Genomic DNA, 24236 nt, shown 5'->3' on the forward strand with positions numbered 1-24236 from the left:
CCAAACATCTACTCACCGCACTCTACAAGAGAGCACTGTGAAGTAGCTTCTGCACTTTTTATAGAAAAAGTCGTTCGCGGTATCGTTAAAAAATATAACTCATGAAAAGTAAAATTTGCTAGAAATTTCTAGCAAATTTTATATCTCAAAGCATCTAAAGCAAATTTGCCCGCAAGTGCGAGCAAATTTGGCTTATTTTCCAAACTCATAAACTATCTTGCCACTTTTTATCGTGGTGGTCGCTGCGCCTTTTAGCTTTTTGCCAAAGAGTGGAGAATTTACCGATTTTGAGCGGTTTATCTTTTCATCATAAATATACTCAATCTCAGGATCTATCACCGCGATGTCAGCTAGCATGCCCTCAGCAAGCCTGCCCTTATCTTTTAAATTTAGCATCTTAGCTGCATTTGTAGATGTTAGCTCCACCATGCGCTCTAAGCTTATAACGCCCTCATTTATGAGCTTAAGAGTGAGTGGCACAAGGGTTTGAAGTCCGATGATGCCAAATGGCGCCTTGTCAAATTCCACTATCTTTTCGTCCGTGTGGTGTGGGGCATGGTCGGTGGCGATAACGTCTATTAGTCCGCTTTTTAGTGCCTCTCTCACCGCTTTTACGTCGTTTATCTCACGAAGTGGCGGCGACATTTTGAAATTTGTATCGTAGGCATTTTTCAAAATTTCATCGTCGCTAAAGCTAAAGTGGTGAGGTGTGGCTTCGCAAGTGATGTTTATGCCCTCTTTTTTGCCCATTTCGATGATCTTTAGCGAGTACTCTGAGCTTACGTGAGCGATGTGAATGTGCGCTTTGGTGAGCTTTGCGAGCAACATATCACGGCTCACTGCGATCTCCTCTTTCTCTCTCGCCATGCCGCGAAGTCCAAGTATGGCCGAGACCTTACCCTCGTGCATGACGCCCTGTCTGCAAAGCGAGCAGTCCTCTGAGTGGCTTATACAAAAGCTACCAAACATGCTTGAGTACTCAAGTGCCGCTCTCATCACGCTTGAGCTAGTCACTGGTAGGCCGTCATCGCTAAATGCAACTGCGCCAGCCTCTATAAGATCGCCCATTTCGACGATCTCGTTGCCACCAAGCCCTTTGCTGATAGCAGCGATCGGCAAAAGATCGATTAGCCCGCAGTTTTTAGCCTTTTCTATCATCGCTCTTGTGATTGAGGCGTTGTCATTTACTGGGTTTGTGTTAGCCATGCAAAGGCAGGTGGTCACTCCTCCAGCCACGGCGGCCTGCGAGCCTGAGATGATGTCATCTTTATACTCTTGACCAGGATCGCGAAAATGCACGTGCATGTCGATAAGTCCTGGCATGACGAGCTTATTTGTAGCGTCTATGACCTTATCAGCCTCAAATTTCTCACCTCCGATTTTGGCTATTTTGCCGTTTTCTATTAGGATATTTGCCTTAAATTTCTCGTCGCTATTTACGATAGTGCCGTTAATTATTGCTATTTTCATCGTTAGCCCCTATTTTTTGCAAGCGTATTTAGTATCGCCATTCTTATAGCAACGCCGTTTTCAACTTGATTTAGTATGACTGAGTGCGTGCCATCAGCCACGTCTGAGTTTAGCTCCACGCCCCTATTTATCGGTCCTGGGTGCAGCACGATCGCATCAGGCTTTGCTAGCTTTATCCTATTTTTATTTAGTCCAAAGAATTTCGAGTACTCTCTCGAGCTTGGAAATGCCACGTCCGCACCGCCACGCTCTAGCTGGATGCGAAGCATGATGATGACGTCGCTGCCCTCGCAAGCCTCCTCCATATTTTTGCAAATTTGAGACTCAAAGACCTCAGCGTCTTTTGGCATCATCATTCTTGGCGCAAAGAGCTTTAAATTTATGCCAAATTTCTTCATCGCCCAGATGTCAGACCTTGCCACGCGGCTTCTAGCGATGTCACCGATGATCGCCACGTTTAAATTTTTATCCAAAATTTTACCATGCTCTCTTAGTGTGAAAAGATCAAGCAGAGCTTGGCTTGGGTGCTCATTTGTGCCGTCCCCTGCATTTACGACGCTAGCCTCTGTTCTATCAGCTGCAAATTTTGCCGCACCAGAGCTTGGGTGACGAAGCACGATGATATCAGTTCTCATAGCAGCCATGTTATTCATCGTGTCATTTAGGCTCTCGCCTTTTGTCACGCTAGAGCTTGATGAGCTAAAATTTATTGTATCAGCTCCAAGCCTCTTTGCTGCGATCTCAAAGGATGTTCTAGTTCTTGTCGAGTTTTCATAAAATGCGTTGATCGTGGTCTTTCCACGAAGGTAGTCATTTTTTTTCACTTGGCTTAAATTTAGCTCCTTAAACTCTTTTGCCGCCTCTAGAAAATATAAAATTTCTTCCTTGCTAAGCTCTCTAGTTCCTATCAAATCTTTATGTTTGTAGCCCATTTTAAGCCCTTTTTGATCTATTTTGTTACAAAGTCGCAAGCTGGTTTATAGCCGTTATCGCAAGCTTTTTTAAACAAAGCTTTTGCCTTCTCTTCGCTTTTTGCTTCATTATCATCTTTGTCTTTTATGAGGCCATAAGCTGTCATTTCGCCTAGTTTTTCGCAGGCCATGCCCTCATTTTCGTCGCACATTTTTGTAAAAATTTTCTCAGCCTGAGCTTTATCTTTTGCCACGCCATCGCCGTTAAATAGCATGATCGCATTCATAGTGCAAGCTTTTTTTTCACCCTCGCCGCATGCTTTATTAAAAGCAAGATAGGCCTCGTTAAAATTTTTCTTTGCATAAAGCTCATTTGCCTTGTCTAAATTTTCATTTGCCATAGCATTTAACGCAAAAAGTGCCGCCGCTAAAACTAAAATTTTCTTCATATTTTCTCCTTATTTAAATAACTTTGAATGGTGTTTTTTCATATATTCAACTATCTCTATGACCTCGTCGCTACCGCTAGCATCAGAGTTTTCTAGCGCATCGTCGATGCACTCGACATAGAGATTTGCCGCCTCTTCAAGCTTATCTTTTTTCACGCCAGCATAGTAAAACATCGCTTCAAGCACCATGCTAAGCTCGTAGCTAAGCTCCTCTACGCTTACCTCTTCTTCTTTCATATCTCCTCCTGTGTTTTTTTAGTTATTAGATCAACTATCTGGGCTTTAATCGGCTCATAGCTAAAGCCATCTTTGAAATTTGCAAATAGCCCGCCGCTTGCATTGACGTGTCCGCCGCCGCCAACTAGGTGTTTTGCCATGACACTAACGTCTAGCTTGCCATTTGCGCGAAAGCTTAGCGTTTTTTTATTTGTCACGTCAATAAAGAAGTCAAATTCAGGATTTGCCACCAAAAAGTCGTTGCCGATAACAGAAACATTGCCGACATTGTAGGTTAAAATTCCTTTATGATCTTTATAGCTTATGCTAAATTTCTCTTTATTTTCACTAAGTTTTTTTACGACGTAGTTTGAGATTAGATTGCTTAGCGTATCGTCTTTATCCTCTTTGAAAAATGACTTTTTAATAGCATGTACCTGCATATCAAGGCCTATGTAGTCGTTTTTCTCGTTAAAAAATTTGCTCGCTTCTTTTAAGATATGATCCATATAGAGGTTGTTTTCAGCTTCAAACATCACCTTATTTATCTCTTTAGCGTTTGCCACAAGCCCCAAACAAACCTTGCCCATCTCGAAATTTTTATCATCTTTTAGCCAGATATCCACGGCATTTACGACGTCACTAAAAATTTCAAGCTCCTTGTTTTGACCAAAGATGCCCGCAAAAAAGTCGTAAGTGATCTTTGTAGCGCACCTTGAGCTATCTAAAAAATACCATGAGTAAGCGCTCGCGCACTCGGTACCACTTTGGTGATGATCTAGCAAAAATAGCTTGATATTTTTACCCTCTATCATCTCCTCAAAGCTCTCACACTGAGCTGGGGTTAAATTTAGATCGGTGATTAAGATGACGTTTTTACCATCATTTGAGGCATCTATCTCATCTAAAATTTGATAAAATTTATCATCTATCTCTCTGCCGTAGTTTGAGTTTAGAAATTTCACATCTTTGAAGTAAAAATTTGTTATGTATTGCGCTCCGTATCCGTCAAGATCGGTGTGTGAGAGGTGATAAATTTTCATCTTTTTCCTTTATAAATTTTCTATTTCTATGACGCCAACCGTTTCAAATGGCGTATTTGCCGAGATCTCAGCAAAGCTTAGCACCACTATGTCGATGGCAAAATTTGCGCAGATATTTGCTATAAATTTACGCAAGCTTGGCTCCACGCAAAGCACCATTTCTCCATGCTGGCTCATAGGTCGTTTCTCTTTTTCACGCCTTAGCGCCTGCACGATCGATGATGTCTGCGCTACGTTTATCATTAGGTGATATGCGCCGTCTTTATACTGCACCGCATCCATCAGCTTTTGCTGTGCAGCTGTGTCTAGGATATAAAAATTTAGCTGCCCCTTTTCATCTACATAAAGCGAAGTAATGACACGCGAAAGCGCTGCACGCACATGCTCGATGATCATATCTAAATTTTTACTAACCTCGGCGATGTCACTGATGGCTTCAAGTATGCTAAGTAGGTCTTTGATCGGGATATTGTCTTTAAGCAGCGTTTTTAAGACTTTTTGGATCAAATTTATAGGTGCGATCCTTAGCGTATCCTCGACCACGACTGGGTAGTCGATCTTTAGTTTGTCTAGTAAATTTTGCGTCTCTTGGCGAGTTAGAAGCTCGGCTGCGTTTTGCTTGATAAGCTCGCTCATGTGCGTTGAGATGACGCTTGCAGGATCAACTATCGTGTAGCCGCTAAGTATGGCGTCCTCTTTGACACTAGCATCGATCCAAAGAGCGTCTAGCCCAAAAGCTGGCTCTTTTGTCGGAATCCCCTCGATATCTTCGCTAACTAGACCACTATCCATCGCTAGAAATTTATCCGCGTAAATTTCGCCCTGACCGATCACGATGCCTTTTAGCTTAAAGCGGTACTCGTTTGGCGGTAGCTGGAGGTTGTCGCGGATCCTTATCTTTGGCATCAAAAAGCCAAGACTTGAAGCGATGTTTCGCCTCATAGCGCGAATTCTCTCTATTAGATCCACATCAGCTAGCTTTAGCAGGCCATATCCCAGATCAAGCTCTAAAATTTCAAGCTTTAAGATGTCATTTATCTTTGTCTCTTCTTCTCTTGCGATCTCTTCGTCGCTCTTCTTTGGTGCCTTAGCAGCCCCACCACTCGCAGCTGCCGCCCCTGCCCCACTTGGCGCAGCGCCGCCAGCCTTTTTAGAAGCAGTTTTCTCTTTTGGTGCAAGGTTTAAATTTAGCCCACCATCTTTGGTCTGCTTAATGATGTAGCCAAGCCCTAAAAATAGCAGTGCTATAAAGCCAAGAGATAGGGTTGGAAGTCCTGGCACAAGAGCAAACATAAATAGTATGAAGCCCACTATCAGTAAGGTTTTATAGTCGCCTAATAGCTGATTTAGCGTGCCCTCTGCAAAGTCCTCGTCGTCTTTGCTAGCCCTTGTGATGATGATAGCAGTCGCTGTTGAAGTGATAAGTCCTGGGATCTGGCTAACTAGGCCATCGCCGATAGTTAGGATCGTGTAATACTGAGCAGATGTCGCCATATCAAGGCCGTGCTGAAACGAGCCGATAGCAAAGCCGCCGATGATGTTAATTATAGTGATGATGATGCCAGCGACGGCGTCACCTTTTATAAATTTAGACGAACCATCCATCGCGCCATAAAAATTTGCCTCGCCGATGATAGCTTGACGTCTTTCGCGCGCCGTTTTTTCGTCTATTAAACCTGCGTTTAGATCCGCATCTATCGCCATTTGCTTACCTGGCATCGCATCAAGTGTAAAACGCGCTTGCACCTCACTCACGCGAGTTGAACCCTTTGTTACGACCATGAAATTTATGAGCACCAAGATACAAAAGACGATGGTACCGATGACAAAGTTGCCACCAACGACGAAATTTCCAAAGCTTGAGATGATCTCGCTGACCGCTTCTGGGCCGTTGTGACCTTCGCTTAATATCATACGCGTAGTTGCTATGTTTAGCGAAAGACGAAAAAGCGTGATGATGAGAATGAGTGTTGGAAACGTGCTAAGATCAGTCGGCTTTGGTACGTAAATAGATATCAAAATAATAAGCACTGAAATCGAGATCGAAAGTGCTAAGAAAAAGTCAAGCACCGCGCTTGGAAGCGGCACGATGATGATAGCAAGGATGGCAACGATGATGCCAACGATGCTAAGACTTTTAAATTTGACAATTGGCGCAAGAAACGGTGCGACAAGAGTCAAGATATTATTTTTTTGCTTTGCCAACTTTACTTCTTAACGATGTCACTTAGTTTTATCGCGTCAAGCATCTCGTCGATCTTGCCTTGAAGGCCACTAAACATCGACCAAATTTGACAGCTTGAGGCTTTATTTGATGGGCAACCAAGCGCTGAAGACGAGCACTCAAAGACGCTTAGTTCGCGCTTTTCGGCGCATTCGATTATCTTTTTTATGCTTAAATTTTCAGGTTCGCCGTTTAGTGCAAAACCGCCATTTGCTCCTTTAAATGACTTTAAAACTCCATCTTTTGCTAAATTTTGTAAAATTTTTGCCAGAAAACTTTTTGAAATTTTAAGCTCATTTGAGATCGTATCAACATCGACTGGCGATGATTTTTGAGATATTAAAATAAGCGAAAGTAGAGCGTATTCGCTTGCCTTTGTAAAAAGCATTTATCTTCCTTAACTCTTTAAATAACCCTAATTTTATTAAATTTTTACTGCATTTTTCATTAATTTTTAAAAAGCGTAATTTTATCTAACTTTATGTTTTAAATGCTATAATCGCTCTTCCAAAATTCACCAATCAGGAGGTCATCATGGCTTTGGATTCGGCTAAAAAAGCTCAAATAGTTGCGAAATTCGCTAGAAAAGAGGGAGATACAGGCTCTCCAGAAGTTCAAATAGCTCTTTTAACAGCTAGAATAACTGAACTTACAGAACACCTTAAAATTTTCAAAAAAGACTTTTCATCACGTTTAGGTCTTTTGAAACTAGTTGGTCAAAGAAAAAGACTTTTAAAGTATCTTAAAAACAAAGACTACACTACATATTCAAAACTAATCTCTGAGCTTGGCTTAAGAGATAAATAATCCCACGGAGAGCGATCTGCTCTCCCTTTAAATTTCACTTTTTTCTTTCAAAATTTCTCTTTATTATTGTTTAAACATCTTGCCTCAAACTAAATTTAAATTTAATTTTTCATCTTTCAGCTTCTGTGTCAAATTTACACAATTTATTTCTTATTTGATAAATTTTAGAAATTTCTGCAAATTTAGCATATTTTTTAAATTCCTATATATTCGGCTTTTTAATTTTTATATAAAATATAACTTAAAATTAAAATTTATTTTTTAAATAAAGAATTTTTCATAAAAGATTAAGTTTCGCGCTAGTAATATTACTCAAAATAAATATGCAAAAAATGCATAATTAGAAGGAGAAAGTAATGAAAGAAGGCAAAGTCATCTGTCCTTATTGCGGGACAGGCTGTCAAGTAACCTTGCACGTGGAAAATAACGTCGTTCGTGCCGCTACTGGCGTCGAAGACAATCCAGTCAATCAAGGAAATTTATGTTTAAAGGGCTTTTATGGCTGGGATTACGTTGCAAGTCCAGACAGACTTACAAAGCCGCTTATTAGAAAGAAAAACGGAGTCTTTTCAAAGGATGGTGAATTTGAAGAGGCCAGCTGGGACGAGGCGCTTGACCTTGTCGTAGAAAAGATGAAAGAGGCAAAAGAGAAATACGGCCCTGACTCACTAGCAGGAAACTTCTCAGCACGCTGTACGCTTGAAGACAACTACGTCGCTCAAAAGCTAATGCGCGCTGTAATTGGCACAAACAACGTCGATCACTGCGCCAGAATTTGACACGCTCCGACAGTAGCAGGACTTGCTAAAACAATCGGAAACGGAGCTGCCACAAATAGCTTTACAGAGATTGGCACCTATAGTAACTGTATATTAATGATAGGTTCAAACCCAGAAAATGGCCACCCAATAGCAGCTATGCACATCCAAAGAGCGCTAAACCGCGGTGCAAAACTGATCGTTATCGACCCTATCAAGACTGAGTTTGCAAGTAGAGCCGACATCCACTTGCAGCTAGAGCCTGAGCACAACATCCCAGTTATCAACGCACTTCTTTACACTATCATCGAAGAAGGCCTTGTAAATGAGGAATTTGTAAGAGATCACACAATAGGCATCGAGTACGTCAAAGAAGCTGTAAAAGACTATGCTCCAGAGGTTGTAGCAAAATACACAAGGCTAAATCCAGAGGACATAAGAGCAGCTGCTAGAATGTATGCCACTACAAAACCAGCCGTCATCACTCACGGCATGGGCGTAACTCACTTCAACCACGGCGTTGGCGGAGTTTGTGATGTATCAAATTTATTCTTGATCACTGGTAATATCTGCGAGCTTGGCACAGGCGACTTGCCGCTTAGAGGTCAAGAGAACGTTCAAGGCTGCTGCGACATGGGCGTTTTACCAAATATCTTCCCAAATCTTGGCTCAGTCACCGACCCAGAGCAAAGAGCTTGGTTTGAGAAAATGTGGCACCTTGAGCCTGGATTTTTAAACTCAAAGATAGGCATCCACAAGACTGAAGTACCTGATGCGATACTTGATGGCAGAGTGCATTTCTTCTGGACTATCGGCGAAAACCCGGTCATCTCTGAGCCAAATACAAACCACTTCTTAAAAGGCATCGCAAATGTCGATTTCTACGTGGTTCAAGACCTATTTTTAACTGAGACTTCACTAAAAGCTGACGTCGTTCTCCCTGGCGTTGCAAGTAGTGAAAAAGAGGGTCTTTACACAAACGCAGAGCGCCGTGTCCAGCACAACGAAGCTGTCATCACACCTCCAGGAGATGCTAGACAAGACTGGTGGATCGTTTGCGAGATCGCACGTCGTTTGGGCGCAACTGAGGGCTTTAACTTCAACTCACCAGAAGAAATTTGGGAAGAAGTTAGAAAATGCGACCCTAGACGCTACGGCGGCATGAGCTATTATAGACTTAAAAAATATCACGGACTTCACTGGCCATGCCCAACTGAAGATGATATGGGTGGTCAAAGCCTCTATCTTGATAAAAAATTCTTTACACCTGATGGCAAAGGTCGCTTTGTGCCTTGCTTATTTGTGGATAAGGCTGATGAGATCGAGAGCGCAAAACTTGAGTTTGCTAAGAAGATGAATATGTCGCCTGAGTATCCTATCATGGCTGGTTCAGTCGATGAGAAGACTGACGCTGAGTATCCGATACAGCTTTTAACTACAAGAAAAGTTTATCAATACACAGTTGGCACCATGACAAGACGCTCACGTGCCATCGAGGAGGGCGGAGATAGCATCGGACCTATCGCTGAGATGAGCCCAGCACTTGCAGAAAGATACGGACTAAAACAAGGCGACTTTATCAAAGCTTGGAGTAGATACGGCTACATCGTCGTAAAAACTGAAGTGACTGACATCGTGCCTGATGGCATCATCCAGATGACTTTCCACTACTGGGAGAGCTCTTGCAACGAGTTAACAAGTAGCGGTTGGGACTACATCAGCAAGACTCCGACATTTAAAGCAGCTATCCAGATCAAAAAGATCGATGAAGAGGAATTTTTACGAGTTCGCGAGCTAAAACGCGAGAAATTCCAAACTTCTAAGATCATCTACGATGACTTCCACCACCACGGAAACGCAGCGATAAATGAGTAAATTTAGCGGGAGCTATCCCGCTAAATTTCTTTATTATTAAATTTCATTATCCAAAAATGCTGACATTGCGAAGCAAAATCTAAATTTTAAATTCAATGTTTATGATTAAATTTTATATTTAAATACAAAAGCAGATATTTTTAAATTTTACTTAAACGCCAAAAAGCTCATAAAATTTCCCCATTTAAATGTGCTCTCGACACGCTTAAAGCCAGCATTTAGGGCTAAGTTTCTATTTTCTTCTTCGGTGTATGGCACCAGCACATTTTCAAGCGCCTCTCTTTTTTGGGCGATCTCGTAGCGTGAGTAGCCTTGCGCTTGCTTGTAGTTCTCGTAAATTTCTATGACGCTTTTAGTAAGCTTTTTATCTTCAAAGATGATCTTTTCGCTAAACAAAAATACGCCATTTTCATTTAGTCCGTTATAAATTTTTTGCACCAGATCAGCTCTTTTTGGCGGTCTGATAAACTGCAAAGTATAGTTTGCCAAAACAGCGTCAAAGCCCTCTAGCTCGCACTCTAAAATGTCATCCAAGATAAACTCTATATCAGCCCCATAAGCCTTTGCCTTGTTTTTTGCATTTGCAAGCATCGCCTCAGAGTTATCCACACCGCTTAACACGAGGTCGTTTCTAAGGTTATTTAGCAAAAGCAGGCTATTTGCCGTAGAGCAGCCAAGGTCGCACACTTTTGCTGATTTTGGCAAAATTTTAGCAAGTAGCTTTGCATTTAAATTTGAGCTCACGTCATAAAATGGCACCGAGCGCGAGATCATATCATCAAAAACGCTCGCCACAAAGTCATCAAATTCAAACTGCTTGCTTATAGGCTCTTTAAAAATTTCATCTCTCATATACCAGCTCCATATCCGTCAAAGTATCTCATCGTCTCTCCAAAAAAGAGATCGCACACGCCCACGCACTGCCTAGCCTCGTTTATATCGCGTTTTATCTGCTCTTTTAGCTCGCTTAGATTATTAAATTTTTTATTATCGCGCAAACGTTTTATGAAGCAAACAGCAACGTGCTTTGTCACTTTTGGCGCGACCTCGTCTAAGATGTGCGTCTCGACGCTAAAATTTCCATCCGTGCTAAGCCTGTTGCCTATAAAAGTGACCGAGCCATAGGTGTATGAGCCCATCCTCGTTCTTGTCGCATAGACGCCTTCGCGCGGCAAAAGATAGCTTTTTATATCTAAATTTAGCGTAGCAACCAGCTCTTTTGCGCCGATGCCCTGCCCTTTTATCACGTTGCCCTCAATCGAGTACTCCCTGCCTATTAGCCTGTTTGCCTCATCGATGTTGCCTTGGCGTATCAGCTCTCTGATGGAGGAGCTATGCACGCCCATGCCGTCATAGCAAACCTCATCAACGACGACCACTTCTCCATCAAAAATCCTCTTCAGATCGTGCTTGTCCCACGCTCTGTTTCTGCCAAATCTAAAATCAAACCCAACAACGATCTTTTTTAAATTTTTAAAATCCCTCTTTAAAAGTGCGATAAATTCCTCGCCGCTAAGCCCTTTTATACTCTCAAAATCATACAAGAAGCAAGGATAGTTTGAGTACTCGGCTCGCTTTAGCTTTGGCGTGATGTTTGCCTTGTTTTTATCAATGACAACAAGTCCGCCAAACTCGCCAAGCTGTTTTAAAAGCTGCTTGTGCCCCCTGTGCACGCCGTCAAAGTGCCCGATCGCAACGGCAGTGATGTTATCTTTTGTTAAAAGCGTAGAAAAATTCGGCATTTCCTTCCTTTCCCTTGACCTCGCACTCTTTGCAAGCTATCAGTTCAAATTTCAAGCTACTTGCTAGCACTTCAAAGCGCTTCATCGCTAAATTTACAGCCTTAGTGTCGGTGACAACGCCTTTTTTGTTGCGTTTTACGCCAACGCCCACTTCAAACTGCGGTTTAAAAAGCGTGATGATGAGCGAATTCTCGCTTGCTAGCTCGCAAATAGCTGGCAAAATTTCAGCCAAAGAGATAAAGCTCACGTCGCAGGTTATGAGGTTAAATTCATTTTTGTGCGTTTTAGCAAACACCCTGACATCAGTTTTTTCATAAATTTTCACCCGCTCATCGCCTCTTAGGCTAGCATCTAGCTGATCAGTGCCCACATCGACGCCAGTCACGCCCTTTACGCCACGCTCAAGCAAAATTTGCATAAAGCCGCCAGTTGAGCTGCCTATATCAAGTGCGTTTTTGCCAGCTAGGTCAAATTTCATAGCCTCTAAAAAGCTTTTTAGCTTCAAAGCGCCTCGTCCAACGTAAATTTCATCAAGTAGCGAAATTTTAGCCTCACTAACCTCGCTTGAAACCTTGGTGCAAATCTGCCCATCTGCAAGCACCTTGCCAGATTTTATAAGCTCGCTCGCCTTGTTTCTACTTGTATTTAAAACGCTTGCGACGTAGTTATCAAACCTCAAGTTTTAGCCTCTCATATTCGCTCTCATCGATCACCAGCACGCCTAGCTCATTTGCTTTGTCAAGCTTGCTGCCAGCCTCCTCACCAGCTAGGACGAAGTCTGTTTTTTTAGAAACTGAGCCAGAAACCTTTGCGCCAAAGCTCTCAAGCTCGGCCTTTATCTCATCTCTTGGGCGACTTAGCGTGCCAGTTATAACGACCGTTTTGCCACTTAGCGCGTTTGAGATGCTCTGCACTTGCGTTACGCTTGGTTGCACGATCTGGCTAAGAGCTAAAATTTCGTCCCTATTTACCTCGGCAAAGTCGGTTAAACTATTTGCCATCTCCGCGCCAAAGCCCTCAAGCGAGACAAGCTCCTCAAAGCTAGCATCAAGCCAGCCTAGTCCAAAACTGCTTGCTAGCTTTTTAGCCGCCACCTCGCCGATGTGCTCGCAGCCAAGACCCGTGATAAAGCGCGATAGCTCCGCACCTTTGCTAGCCTCTATCGCATTTAAAAGGTTATTTACCTTTTTCTCTTTAAAGCCCTCAAGCGCCATGAGATCATCAAATTTAAGGCTGTAGATATCTTTTATGCAAGCAATCAGCCCCTTGTCAAATAGCAAATTTACGATCGCATCGCCAAGGCCGTCTATATTTAGGCATTTTTTCGATGCGTAGTGAATTATTGAGCCCACCACTCTTGCCCTGCAGCTTAAATTTTGACACTTTACAAAGACCCCTTCATCAAGCAGGTGCGAGCCACAAACTGGGCAAAATTTAGGCCTATCAATCGCTTGCTCGCTGCCATCTCGCCTATCTTTAAAAACCTTTGTGATCTTTGGTATCACATCGCCTGAGCGGATGATGCCGATGTAGTCGTTTTTCATAACGCCAAGGCGCTCGATCTCATCAAAGTTATGAAGGGTGGCGGATTTTACATTAGCACCATCTATATTTACCTCATCAAGCACGCCAACAGGCGTTACTACGCCGCTTCTGCCAACTTGAAGTGCTACATCTCTTAGCCTAGTCACCTTTTCAATGGCTGGGAATTTAAACGCCACCATAAATTTTGGAAATTTGACTGTGTAGCCCAGCTCTTCACAGCGTGCAAGGTCATTTACTCGTATCACCATGCCATCCATCATCACGCTCTTTGCCTCACGGCTGGCTAGTAGCTCATTATACGCAGCCTCAAGCTCATCTTTTTTTAAAATTTTGAAAAATTCATCCCTCTCAAAACCAAGATCTCGCACAAATTTCATCACCTCGCTGTGATCTTTTAGTCCAAGGCTCTGTTCGCCCACGCCCCAAGGTATGAAAAGTAGCTTTCTTTTTGCAGTGACTGCACTATCAAGCTGTCTGAGACTTCCTGCAGCTGCATTTCTAGGGTTTGAAAGTGGCGCCTCGCCCTCTTTTGCGCGCTCTATATTTAGTAGCTCAAAGTCATCTTTTCTTATGACGACTTCGCCTCTGATTTCAATAAGCCCTTTGTAGCTAATGCTCTTTAAAACAGAATTTATCGTCCTTGCATTTTGCGTCACATCTTCGCCTATAACGCCGTCGCCTCTGGTTATCGCCCTAACTAAAACGCCATTTTCATATAGTAAATTTAGGCTCGCTCCGTCAAATTTTGGCTCAGCAACAAAGGTCAAATTCTCTTTATCGCCACGCTTTAGCCACGCATCAAGTTCGCCAAGGCTAAAGATATCCTCCATGCTCCACATGCGCTTTATGTGGCTTGCCTTGCTAAAGCCCTCTTTTACGCCACCACCCACTCGCTTAGTCGGCGAAAATAGTGAAATTTCACTGGGATTTGCCTGCTCGAAGGCTAAAACCGCGTGATATAGTGCATCATACTCCTCGTCGCTTGCAAGTGGCTCGTCCTCGTCGTAGTAGGCCTTTGCCCACGCATTTAGCGTATCTATCGCTCGTTCGTACTCTTGTTTTGTCATTTTTGCTCCAAATTTACACCGCATTTTATCTTAAACATACTTTATAAATGATCCAAATTTAGCTCTCTTGCGTCGCATAAATGGACATTTTTATAGACCTTTGCTATCTCGTCCCTCGCTCTCATCAGCGCAAAGCCAAGCAAATTTTGCCCTCGCCACCTCATAGGATTTTGCGCATTTTCATCGCTTGCGCCCAAGCCTATACCCCAAATTTTATCAACCGGGCTTGCCTCGACTAAAATTTTACTCCCAGTTTGGAGTAAAAATTCACGTAAATGGGCATTTTGGCTAAATTTTAGATAGCTCGCATTTAGCACGACGCCAAATTTGACCTCGTCCCAGACCTTAGCGTCAAAGCCGCACACCTGCCTGCCAAGCGCCTTCATCTGCGCTGGATCTTTGGCGGATAAAATTTGCTCCAAAGCCTCTTTATCGCCAAAACACTGAGCCTTTTTAGCCATCATATATTGCTCAGCGCAAATGTATTTAGTTTCATCTTCACAAAAACTAGAGCTATACCACTGACTAAGGCAGCTTGCGCTTAAATTTGCACTTTTTTGATGACCCCAAAATAGTAAAAATTTATCCGCCTTGCCAGCGTTGTAGCGCTTTTTAAGCCACTTTAGATCATATCTAGGCTCACGCTCCCAAAGGTCGGTAACAAAATCATCCTTGATAAAAAGCGTGCTCTTATCCTTGCCTAGCCTCTCGTCCCAGTATCCACGCCACGTCGCAGGCTCAGCAAAGAGCTGTTCGTATTCGCGCTGCTCGTCTTGACTTAGCGTTTTTAGCCACTCTTTAAATTTAAACTTATAATCCTCGCCGCAGCCCATCCTCCAGCCGATAGAAAATGGAGCAATCTGGGGAAATTTGATCCAAGGTGGCGGCAATAAATTTTTCATCTAGCCTCTTTTTAGCCAAGCGCCCTACCAAAGCGTGGCTTGGCTCATCGCCTCGTGCATATTAAAAAGCTGCTTGTGCTCGGCCACATCGTGTGTGCGAATGATCTGCGCGCCGTTTTCGAAGGCTTTTAAATGCAGATAAAGCGAGCCTGGCAAGCGGTCCTTAACCTCGCTTTTATAGTAGTGATTTATGACTGATTTGCGACTAGCACCGACTAGCAGCGGACAGCCAAATTTCAAAAAATGCTCCAAATGCTTAATAAGCAGTAAATTTTGCTCAGCCGTCTTGCCAAAGCCGATACCCACATCAAGCACTATCTTTTTAGCGCCAAGCTCCCTAGCTAGGACAATCTTTTGCTCAAAAAAGTCTGAAATTTCACCGATTAAGTCGTTGTATTTTGGCGCAATCTGCATGGTAGCTGGGTCTCCTTGCATATGCATCATGCAAAACTGGGCATCGTATCTTGCAGCAAGCGAGGCTAAATTTGCATTTGCCGTGATATCATTTATCATCTTAAAGCCGTGATTTAGCGCAAATTCTAAGCAATAAGGATCAAAGCTATCAAGGCTAAATTTTGCCTTTTCATGTAAATTTAGCCTATAAATTTCTTCAATGATATCTTTTATGCGCCCAAACTCCTCCTCGCGTCCGCAATACTCGCTCCCTGGCCTTGAGCTAACGCCGCCAAGGTCGATGTAGTCAGCACCTGCTTCTATCATCGCTTCTATTTTAGCTATGCCATTTTGCGTATTTATGCGGCTTTGCTCGTTAAAACTATCCGAATTTATATTTGCAACGCCCATTATAAGAGGCTTTGCCGGCTTTGTAAATTTAGTCTCTAAAAAGGTGGCGAGCTTTTTAAGCCCAAAGTCTTGTAGCTTCTCTTTTTTAGCTAGCTGTTTAAGCTGCGCGTTTGTCGCCATTAGCAAGGCTTTGTTTAGGCTCTGCTTACCCAAGATCGTATCACTATGTGTCACCAGCTCGGCACCGACACTTAGGGCGTCTTGCTTTAGGATATTTGCCGCTGGGGTCTTTATCTCGTCAATGAAGATAAAATTTATCTCGCTCTTTTCGCGCATGAGCTTCGCGCCAGCCGGACTTGGCGAGACGGCCTTGCAAATTTGATCAAAGTCGCTTTTGTTATTTATCTTATAAAATTTCAACGTCGTCCTTTCTCAAAGATAGTAAGCAAGAGTGGCGTCAAAACGGCGTGAGACTTGGCGTTTAGATCGGCAAGCTTTATGAGTGAGAAAAAATATTCCATCTCCTCGCCGCTAAATTTATACCCGCTATCAACCGCCTTTGTCACGATGGCTCCGACAAGCTCTTTTAGCTCGTTTTTGCCAAATTTTTGCGCCTGCTCCTCTGCTATTTTTTGATCGATAAAGCTTGTTAGCTCTTTTAGGCTGAGCGATTTTAAATTTAGCTCCACACTCATTTTTGGCTTTTTGGTAAGCTTATTTTCTATGAGCATCCTCGATCTTATCGTTGGTAGAAGTAAATTTTTACTCTGCGTTACTATTATAAATTTGATATTTCTTGGGGGCTCTTCGATGATCTTTAAAAGTGCGTTTTGAGCCTCGGTGCGAAAAGATTTTGCTTCGATGACTAAAATTTTCTCATCTTTTTCGGCGATGTAGGCTTCTGCGATGACCTCTTTTGCATTTTCTAGTAAAAAATCATCGCTTATAAAAAATCTTAGATTATTTATGCCAAACTCGACTTCAAGCTTGGCTTTTAAATTTTCAAAATCGCTTGTTATGACGATTTTATTAAGCATTTAGAGCATCACCTTTGCAAAGAGCACGGCGTCTATGCTCTTGTCGAAAAGTTTATATAAATTTAGAAGTTTGATGTCTAAGTTTTCATCGCTCGAGCTTAGCGTGAAGCTGTTTTGCGCCTGCTCGTCAAAGAGCCACATATAGCTGTTTTCATCAGTCTTAGCTAAATTTGCGCGCTTGTCTATGCTCTTACCGATGTAAAAAAAGATGTAGCCATTTGGAAAGGCAAGACTTAGCATATCTTTTAAAAGCTGCTTTTGCTCGTTTGTCTCGATGCTATCAAAGGCTGGATAGAGCGATCTTAGACTAAAAAATGGCAAAAACGGACGCTCGCTTTTTGTGCGGTTGATATTTCTTAAAAGATAGTTTTCAAACCACTCTCGCTCATCGTCGCAGATGACTATAAAAGCCTTGCTATCAAGTAAAAATTTAAGCCTAGATGCGAGCAAAGGCGTCCATTCGACGCGCTTTTCCTCCATCCAGCTCATATATCTTTCGCTTCTTATAGTCTCAAGCGTCCATTGGATAAAATCTTGCATTATTTATCTAACTTATACGCATCGTGAAGTACGCGAACCGCGAGCTCGCCATATTTTTGATCGACGATCATTGAAATTTTTATCTCACTTGTTGAGATCATCTGGATGTTTATCCCCTCTTTTGCAAGTGTCTCAAATGCTAGACATGCTACGCCGCTGTGGCTCTTCATACCTACGCCGATGACTGAGACTTTCACGATCGCATCGTCATACTCGACATGTTTTGCAGCTGAGAGCTTTTGCATAGTCTCTTTTGCTAGGTCAAGCTCGTTTTGTGGCACTGTAAAGCCTAAATTTGTCGTGCCGTCGTGTCCTACGTTTTGGATGATCATATCTACATTTATATTTTGATGAGCTAGAGCTGTGAAAATTTCAGCTGCGATGCCAGGCTTATCGACTACGCCTCTTAAAGTTACTCTTGCTTGATTTTTATCTAGTGCTATACCGCTTACTAAAACCGCTTCCATATTATCTTCCTTTGCTATTAATGTACCTTCGTTGTGGTTAAAACTGCTTCTTGTGATTAGTTTGACATTTAGTTTTTTTGCTAGCTCGACTGAGCGATTTTGCAGTACCTTTGCACCAGCAGAGGCAAGCTCCAGCATCTCATCGTAGCTTATTTGCTCTAGTTTTTTTGCCTTTTTCTCTATCCTTGGATCGGTCGTATAAACGCCATCAACGTCGGTAAAAATTTCACACAGATCAGCTTCAAGCGCCCCTGCTAATGCAACCGCACTAAGGTCGCTTCCGCCCCTACCAAGAGTGGTGATATCGCCTTTGTCGTCTATGCCTTGAAAGCCTGCTACGACTACGATCCTGCCAGCTTTTAGCTCAGCTTTTAGCCTAGTGGTGTCTATCTTTTCTATCCTAGCTTTTGTGTGAATTTCATCTGTTATTATCCCAGCCATTGCGCCAGTTAGTCCTACGCACGCATAGCCTTTTGCATTAAGTGCAATCGTCAAAAGTGCGGTGGTTACTTGCTCTCCAGAGCTTAAAAGCATATCAGTAGCAACGCCGTCTGGGTGCTTTGAGAAATACTCACTATATTCAACCAATTGATTTGTAACTCCACTCATCGCAGAAACTACCACAACCACGTCAGCGCCGCTGTTTTTAGTCTCGATGACCCTATTTGCCACAGCTTCGATGCGCTCAAGCGTGCCTACGCTAGTTCCGCCAAATTTTTGAACGATTAACATCAAAAATATCCTTTCTCTTTAAAATAACTCAAAACTTTGTCATAAATAGGCTTTTTGAAGTGATTTATCCCCTCTAAAGCCTTGTTAATATCTACAAATTTATACTCGCTAAACTCTGGATGCTCGGTCTTTAAATTTATGCTCGCACCATTTTTAAGCCTAACTAAAAAGTACTTTTGCGTCTGCCCATCATATGGATAAAATCTCTTTGACGCATTTGCTGGAAAGTCGTAGCTAAGCCAGTCAGGATACTCTTCCAAGAAGTCAAATTTATCAGTTCCGATCTCCTCTTTGAGCTCCCTTTTTAGCGCTTGTTTTGGACTTTCGCCTTCATCTATGCCACCTTGAGGAAACTGCCAGATATCGTCCATATCAACCCTTTTTGCGACTAAAATTTCGCATTTAAAAGGGTAAGAGCTAGACAAAATGACAGCTGCTACATTTGGTCTATATTTTTTTTGCATGTTTTTTCCAAAAAATTTATTTGAGATGATAACGAAAAAGAGTTAAGAGATAGATAAATAAGAGTTAGTTTTTACGCCGTTTGTAATAAATCACACCTCCGCTAAAAAACAGCAAAACCACACCGCACGATGCTAGGCAAAATATAAATTTACCAAGCTCACCAAAGATATATCCAGCGTGCAGATCAAGCATAAATTTATAAATTTCAAATGACTTTGGCATGGCATTTTTTGAAATTTGCTCGCTTTTAGTATCTACTAAAAGCCTAACGCCATCTCTCTCATTAGCTCCCTTTGGCAGGTAAAAGAGCATAAATTTGACGCCGCCGCTATTTGCTATAAAATTTAAAGCATCAAACTCGTCTCCAAATTTAGAGATGAAAATTTCATAAGCTTTTTTAAGGTTTGCCACCTTTTGCTCATCGCTTAAGCTAAAGCCATTTTTGTTTGTAAAATTTGGCTTTTTAAAGACCCTCTCTTCGCCATAAATTTGATTTATAACCTTAGCAAAGCTCTCATAAGAAAAGTAAAGCCCACTAATGCAAATCACGCTTAAAACAGCGCCAAGATAGATACCTAAAAAGCCGTGTAGCGAATACAAAAACGCAAATTTCTTTGCTTTTAAATTTAGCTTAAAAGCCTTCCCTACCCTGCTTCTAAACCTCCAAAAATATATCACCGCCCCGCTTATCAAGATAAAAAGCAGCACAAGCGTAGAGAGTGCGACCAGCTCGCTTGCAAATTTACTCAAATTTTCATTTTTAAAAAGAGAAAGGGCTAAGTTTTTATGCAGATTTAAAACCAGCCCTATAAATTTCTCCGCGCTGTTAATGCCAGAAATTTCTCCAGTGTAAGGATCAACAAAAAACGACTCAAACTCGCCATTTTCATTAGTTCCGCTTATGACGTAAGCTTTGTTTGCCTCTGCTCTTATCTTTAGGTAGCTAAGATTAAAATTTGGCTCGCTTTTGCTAAAAATTTTTAAAATTTCATCTATCTCTAAAGGCTTTTTGCCAGCCACAACCTCATCTTTGCTAAAGATATCAATTATCTCATCGTGATACGAGATGATCGCCCCACTAATGCTAAGCACAAGAAGCGGCAAGGCAAAGATGAAAGCCAAGATAAGATGAAATTTTTTCAAAATTTTTATCATTTTAAAACTTTAGATTAAAACCAAGTTCGATCTTTTGTCCGTCAGCTATCAAGATGTCGTATCTGCCTGATCTTGTCGTAAAGTACTCATTAAAGAGGTTATAAACGCTTAGATTTAGACTGAAATTTTTAGTTACGTTGTAGTTTATGCCAAGATCAGCGATCACGTAAGGTCTGATGTCATCAGCATAGCTAAATGAGTTTTTAGTCCTACCATAATAATTTATCTGAGACCAGAAATTTAGCCATCTGTTTAGCTCGTAGTTCGCTCCAAATTTAAATGTATGAAGCGGGTAGTTGTTTAAACTTTTGCCGATCTCGGCTCCATCTTTTTGCTTTGATCTTGTATAAACATAGCTTTGATTTAGCCTAAGAGCGTTTGTAACCTGCCACTCATTTGTTAGTTCAACTCCGTAAATTTCAGCCTTGCCGACATTTACACTCTCCCAAATCCCACGGCGATAAATTTTGCCTTTATGCGTGCAAGGGTTGCCAGATCTTGGAGTGCAGATGAGCTTGGTGCCTAGCATATCTTTAAAGCTTGTGTAAAAGCCAGTTAGTGACGCTTCAAAGCCTTCATTGTCATTATAAACGCCGCCAAATTCATAGCTCACGCTTGTCTCTGGCTTAAGGTCACTTCTGCCAAGCTGTGCTCCAAGCCCTCCAGCAAACGGCATAGCAAGATCTTGCGTGCGTTGCTTGATGTCAGGTGTCGCGTATCCTGTGCTAACTCCGCCTTTTAGGGCAAAAAAGTCATTTAAGTTATAGATACCATAAACTCTTGGCGAAACGTGCGAGCCATAGTTCTCATCGTAGTTGTAACGAACTCCAGCGCTTAAGATGAAGTCTTTTGTAAGGTGATAGTCATCCTCTCCGTAAAGCGAAACGTCATATCTTTTTACATTTGCAGCATCTGCGGTGGTTGCCTTTTCATCAAGCTTCTCTTTTTTAGCATTCAGCCCTAAAGTAAAGGCGTTATTATCGGTAAAATATGAGCCTTTTGTGTCAAAATTTAGTGTTTTTAGCGTTAAATTTTGTTGTGCGATCTCTTTTATCTTGCCGTAAGAGAGGTAGCTTTGAAGCAAGATATCATCAAGCCTTGCTTCGTGGCTTAAATTTATCATATCACCTTTTATGCGCTCAAGATCGACTGAGCTATTATTTGTGCCAGAGGCTAAAGTTTTACCCTTGCTTCTTTTATACTTCACATCGCTTCTTGCAAGCTCAAGCGTGATGTCGTTGTTTTCATTTGGTCTAAAAAAGAGCTTCGTGCCAAAATTTCTATCTTTTTGCTCTCTGTTTGCATATGAGATTTTATCCTCTGACTTGTTTAAATTTTTGCCATAAACTGAGATGCTTAAAATATCGTCTATTAGCCCAGAGTGCAAATAGAGGCTGTTGTAAAACTCGCCGCTTATATTTTTATTTCTAGCAAATTTATAGCTTGAGCCAAGATTTGCATGAAAGTCGTTGCTAAACTCATCTGTTATGATGTTTATCACGCCACCCAGTGCGTCACTGCCATAAAGCGAGCTCATAGGGCCGCGTATCACTTCGATGCGGCTTATCGCACTTGCTGGCGGGATGAAGCTATATGAGCCTCCAACGCTTCTTAGCCCCTTATAAGCGTTATCTCCTGGCACTGGTATGCCATTTACTAAGATCTTAGTATATCTTTGCGAAAGACCCCTTATGGAGATGCCTCGTCTATTTGCTGCACCAAGTGTGGCTCCAAAAAGACTTGGCACGTCTTTTACCATACTCTCAACGTCCTTGTGATTTCTCTTTTCTAGCGCATCTTGAGTGATGACGCTAAGCGTTGCAGGGGCGTCTTTTATATTTTGCTCAAAGCCAGTTGCACTCACTACTTTAACCTCTGGCAAGAGCTTATCTTCATTTGCAAAAAGCGGTAAATTTATAAAAACTGCCGCACAAATAGAAATTTTTAATAGACTTTTCACAAAAAACTCCTTATTAAAATTTAAATCACATTTTACTAAAATTAAATAATCGTTATCAATATCAGATATAACGCTAGAGGGATTAAATTTAACGCTCAAGGGATAAAATGATAAATTTAGATAAAAGATATGGCATAAGTAAAATCTCACAAAACAACAAGCGGATAAATGTAGAATTTTTCAAACAAAATAATGGCATCAGCTACCTAAAAAGCGAGATTTTATGCAACGAAACCATCAAAAGAGAGAGCGATGGAGATAAAAAATATCTTTTTTTGATGTTTAACGAAGCAAAAGATAATCTTTGCTTCAAGCTTGATAAAAAAGAGTATCTTTTAAGCAGGGATGAGTTTTGCATAGGGCTAGTAAATGATAGCTTAAAAGGCGTTTTTGAATATCAAAATAAATTTTATAAAACCAAAACCTTGCTTTTTGAAGAAAACTACGCAAATAAGCTTGAAATTTTTAGCGAGCTTAGGCTTGAAGAGAAATTTGATCTTATAAAATACAAAAAAGATAAGGCTCAAATTTGCGTTTTAAACGAGCTTGAGACGACAAATTTATATGATGGTATGATGAGAGAGATCTTTATAGAGTCAAAAATTTTAGAGCTTATCTATAAGAGCAAAGCTTTAAAAGATGAGAAAATTTGCTTTAGTAGCGACGAAGAAAAAGTGCTTTTAAAGGCTAAGAAAATTTTGCTTACTCGCATGCAAAATCCCCAAAGTATCAAGGAGTTAGCGCACCTTTGCGGCACTAATGACTTTTGGCTTAAGAAAAATTTTAAACTCTTTTTCAAAGATACGATCTATCAGCTTTTAGCAAAAGAGCGGCTAAAAATTGCATTTGCCCTTTTGAAGCAAAATGATATCAGCATAAAAGAGGCTGCCAGCATCGTTGGCTACACAAATGCAGCGCACTTTGCAAAAATTTTTAAAGGCACTTTTGGCTTTTTACCAAGCGAGCTAATAAGGCAAAAAAGCTACTTTTAAACTGCGCTAAATGCCAAATTTCTTATAATCGCCAAAATTTAAAAAAGAGAGAAATTTGCAAGTTTATATCCACGTGCCATTTTGCGAGAGCAAGTGTCCATACTGCGCCTTTGGCTCAAGCGATGACGAATTTAAGAAGGTTAGCGCATATTTTAAAGCGCTTTGCCTTGATCTAAATTTCCAGCTAAAAAGCCAAAATGTAAAAGAAATTTCTACTATTTTTTTTGGTGGCGGCACACCAAGCGCGGTAAATGCCAAATTTTATGATGAAATTTTTAGCATTTTGGCTCCACTTTGCACGCCTAAAACCGAGATCACACTTGAAGCAAATCCAAATTCTGCAAATTTAGCCTGGCTAAAGCATGTAAAAAATTTAGGTGCAAACCGCATAAGCTTTGGCGCTCAAAGCTTTTTTGAAGATAAGCTTAAATTTCTAGGACGCATCCACAGCAGGGAGCAAATTTTTAAAGCAGTTGAAAATGCCCATGCAGCTGGCTTTAAGAGCATAAATTTAGACCTCATCTATGACACTAAATTTGATACCAAAAAGCGCCTTTTGGCTGAGGTTGAAAATCTAAAAAGCCTTGCTATCACACATCTAAGCGCCTACTCGCTCACACTTGAAGAAAACACCCCATTTGCTGGCAAAAAAAGCTATAAAAAGGATAGCGACACTTTGGCTAAATTTATGATAGAGCAGATCCAGAGGGCTGGCTTTAGGCAGTATGAAATTTCAAATTTTGGAGAAATTTGCAAGCACAATCTTGGCTACTGGCATGGCAAAAACTACCTTGGCGTGGGGGCTTTTAGCGTGGGTTTTGTGGATGACACCAGATACTACGCCAAAAACAGCATAGATGCCTACATCGCGCAGCCAACGCATAGAGAAAGAGAAATTTTAAGCCTAAGCGAGCTAGCAAGAGAGCATATATTTTTAGGGCTTAGAAGCGTCGTAGGCGTAGAGGCTGGACGCTTAAATGAAGCTCAGAAAAAAAGAGCAAATTTGCTTGTAGAAAATGAAAAACTGCTCTTTAAAAATGGCAAATTTTACAACCCAAATTTCTTGTTAAGCGACGAGATCGCACTCTTTATCGAGGGCTAAATTTATAAAAATTTGAGCAAAGTCAAGATAAAA

General features: G+C 41.5%; 23 protein-coding genes. 4 read left to right on the plus strand and 19 right to left on the minus strand.

Annotation, left to right across the window (positions count from 1 at the left end):
• Nucleotides 1-192: 192 nt before the first annotated feature.
• Genes CVT14_RS08030 through CVT14_RS08060 form a run of 7 tightly spaced genes read right to left on the minus strand, consistent with a single transcriptional unit; the run spans nt 193 to nt 6701 of the window.
• Nucleotides 193-1470, minus strand: coding sequence for a dihydroorotase (locus tag CVT14_RS08030; protein WP_107850085.1), 1278 nt, complete (start codon nt 1468-1470; stop codon nt 193-195).
• 2 nt (nt 1471-1472) lie between these two features.
• The gene (locus CVT14_RS08035) at nt 1473-2402 is read right to left on the minus strand and encodes an aspartate carbamoyltransferase catalytic subunit (RefSeq protein WP_002942659.1); all 930 of its coding nucleotides are present in this window, start codon (nt 2400-2402) and stop codon (nt 1473-1475) included.
• 17 nt (nt 2403-2419) lie between these two features.
• A complete protein-coding gene (locus tag CVT14_RS08040) occupies nt 2420-2830 on the minus strand; it encodes a tetratricopeptide repeat protein (RefSeq protein WP_002942627.1) in 411 nt (136 codons plus the stop codon).
• Nucleotides 2831-2839: 9 nt separating this feature from the next.
• Complete coding sequence (locus CVT14_RS08045; protein WP_021089755.1) at nt 2840-3067, minus strand: hypothetical protein; 228 nt, start codon at nt 3065-3067, stop codon at nt 2840-2842.
• Nucleotides 3064-4089, minus strand: a complete 1026-nt coding sequence (locus CVT14_RS08050) for a DHH family phosphoesterase (protein ID WP_107850086.1) — start codon at nt 4087-4089, stop codon at nt 3064-3066. The genes CVT14_RS08045 and CVT14_RS08050 overlap by 4 nt, the downstream gene beginning before the upstream one ends.
• Before the next feature lie 9 nt (nt 4090-4098).
• The gene (gene flhA, locus CVT14_RS08055; RefSeq protein WP_107850087.1) at nt 4099-6294 is read right to left on the minus strand and encodes a flagellar biosynthesis protein FlhA; all 2196 of its coding nucleotides are present in this window, start codon (nt 6292-6294) and stop codon (nt 4099-4101) included.
• Between the two features lie 2 nt (nt 6295-6296).
• Nucleotides 6297-6701, minus strand: coding sequence for an Rrf2 family transcriptional regulator (locus CVT14_RS08060; protein WP_004317794.1), 405 nt, complete (start codon nt 6699-6701; stop codon nt 6297-6299).
• A gap of 146 nt (nt 6702-6847) precedes the next feature.
• Between CVT14_RS08060 and rpsO the strand changes: the two genes are divergently transcribed.
• Both rpsO and fdhF read left to right on the plus strand, forming a co-directional pair.
• Nucleotides 6848-7120, plus strand: a complete 273-nt coding sequence (rpsO, locus tag CVT14_RS08065; protein ID WP_004317763.1) for a 30S ribosomal protein S15 — start codon at nt 6848-6850, stop codon at nt 7118-7120.
• Between the two features lie 356 nt (nt 7121-7476).
• Nucleotides 7477-9753, plus strand: a complete 2277-nt coding sequence (gene fdhF, locus CVT14_RS11080) for a formate dehydrogenase subunit alpha (RefSeq protein WP_080658382.1) — start codon at nt 7477-7479, stop codon at nt 9751-9753.
• 147 nt (nt 9754-9900) lie between these two features.
• Here fdhF and cmoA read toward each other — a convergent pair whose 3' ends face one another.
• The 12 genes from cmoA to CVT14_RS08135 form a co-directional block, all read right to left on the minus strand.
• Nucleotides 9901-10605 (minus strand): carboxy-S-adenosyl-L-methionine synthase CmoA, encoded by a 705-nt coding sequence (gene cmoA, locus CVT14_RS08080; protein ID WP_103612046.1) that lies wholly within the window; start codon nt 10603-10605, stop codon nt 9901-9903.
• The gene (locus CVT14_RS08085; protein ID WP_002939474.1) at nt 10602-11495 is read right to left on the minus strand and encodes a bifunctional riboflavin kinase/FAD synthetase; all 894 of its coding nucleotides are present in this window, start codon (nt 11493-11495) and stop codon (nt 10602-10604) included. Before CVT14_RS08085 ends, cmoA begins: the two co-directional genes overlap by 4 nt.
• A complete protein-coding gene (locus CVT14_RS08090; protein WP_107850088.1) occupies nt 11461-12174 on the minus strand; it encodes a TlyA family RNA methyltransferase in 714 nt (237 codons plus the stop codon). The genes CVT14_RS08085 and CVT14_RS08090 overlap by 35 nt, the downstream gene beginning before the upstream one ends.
• Nucleotides 12164-14107 (minus strand): NAD-dependent DNA ligase LigA, encoded by a 1944-nt coding sequence (gene ligA, locus CVT14_RS08095; protein WP_107850089.1) that lies wholly within the window; start codon nt 14105-14107, stop codon nt 12164-12166. The genes CVT14_RS08090 and ligA overlap by 11 nt, the downstream gene beginning before the upstream one ends.
• Before the next feature lie 41 nt (nt 14108-14148).
• A complete protein-coding gene (locus CVT14_RS08100; protein ID WP_107850090.1) occupies nt 14149-15009 on the minus strand; it encodes an NADAR family protein in 861 nt (286 codons plus the stop codon).
• Nucleotides 15010-15033: 24 nt separating this feature from the next.
• Nucleotides 15034-16173 (minus strand): dihydropteroate synthase, encoded by a 1140-nt coding sequence (folP, locus tag CVT14_RS08105; protein ID WP_107850091.1) that lies wholly within the window; start codon nt 16171-16173, stop codon nt 15034-15036.
• Entirely contained in the window at nt 16170-16790 is a 621-nt protein-coding gene (locus tag CVT14_RS08110) for a DNA polymerase III subunit delta' (protein WP_107850092.1), read from the minus strand. The genes folP and CVT14_RS08110 overlap by 4 nt, the downstream gene beginning before the upstream one ends.
• Nucleotides 16791-17330, minus strand: a complete 540-nt coding sequence (locus tag CVT14_RS08115; RefSeq protein WP_009294158.1) for a HobA family DNA replication regulator — start codon at nt 17328-17330, stop codon at nt 16791-16793.
• Complete coding sequence (locus tag CVT14_RS08120; protein WP_103646560.1) at nt 17330-18529, minus strand: aspartate kinase; 1200 nt, start codon at nt 18527-18529, stop codon at nt 17330-17332. Before CVT14_RS08120 ends, CVT14_RS08115 begins: the two co-directional genes overlap by 1 nt.
• The gene (locus CVT14_RS08125; RefSeq protein WP_012140061.1) at nt 18529-18993 is read right to left on the minus strand and encodes an RNA pyrophosphohydrolase; all 465 of its coding nucleotides are present in this window, start codon (nt 18991-18993) and stop codon (nt 18529-18531) included. Before CVT14_RS08125 ends, CVT14_RS08120 begins: the two co-directional genes overlap by 1 nt.
• Nucleotides 18994-19057: 64 nt before the next feature.
• Complete coding sequence (locus tag CVT14_RS08130) at nt 19058-20149, minus strand: PepSY-associated TM helix domain-containing protein (RefSeq protein ID WP_021089746.1); 1092 nt, start codon at nt 20147-20149, stop codon at nt 19058-19060.
• Between the two features lies 1 nt (nt 20150).
• Entirely contained in the window at nt 20151-22109 is a 1959-nt protein-coding gene (locus CVT14_RS08135) for a TonB-dependent receptor domain-containing protein (RefSeq protein WP_021089739.1), read from the minus strand.
• A gap of 107 nt (nt 22110-22216) precedes the next feature.
• On the opposite strand from CVT14_RS08135, the gene CVT14_RS08140 reads away from it, so the two are divergent.
• Together CVT14_RS08140 and hemW are read left to right on the plus strand one after the other, a co-directional pair.
• On the plus strand, nt 22217-23101 hold the full coding sequence (locus tag CVT14_RS08140; RefSeq protein WP_107850093.1) for a helix-turn-helix domain-containing protein: 885 nt from the start codon (nt 22217-22219) through the stop codon (nt 23099-23101).
• 55 nt (nt 23102-23156) lie between these two features.
• Entirely contained in the window at nt 23157-24203 is a 1047-nt protein-coding gene (gene hemW / locus CVT14_RS08145; protein ID WP_021089751.1) for a radical SAM family heme chaperone HemW, read from the plus strand.
• Nucleotides 24204-24236 lie beyond the last annotated feature (33 nt).

This window comes from Campylobacter concisus, assembly GCF_003048445.1.
Taxonomy (GTDB): domain Bacteria; phylum Campylobacterota; class Campylobacteria; order Campylobacterales; family Campylobacteraceae; genus Campylobacter_A; species Campylobacter_A concisus_BF.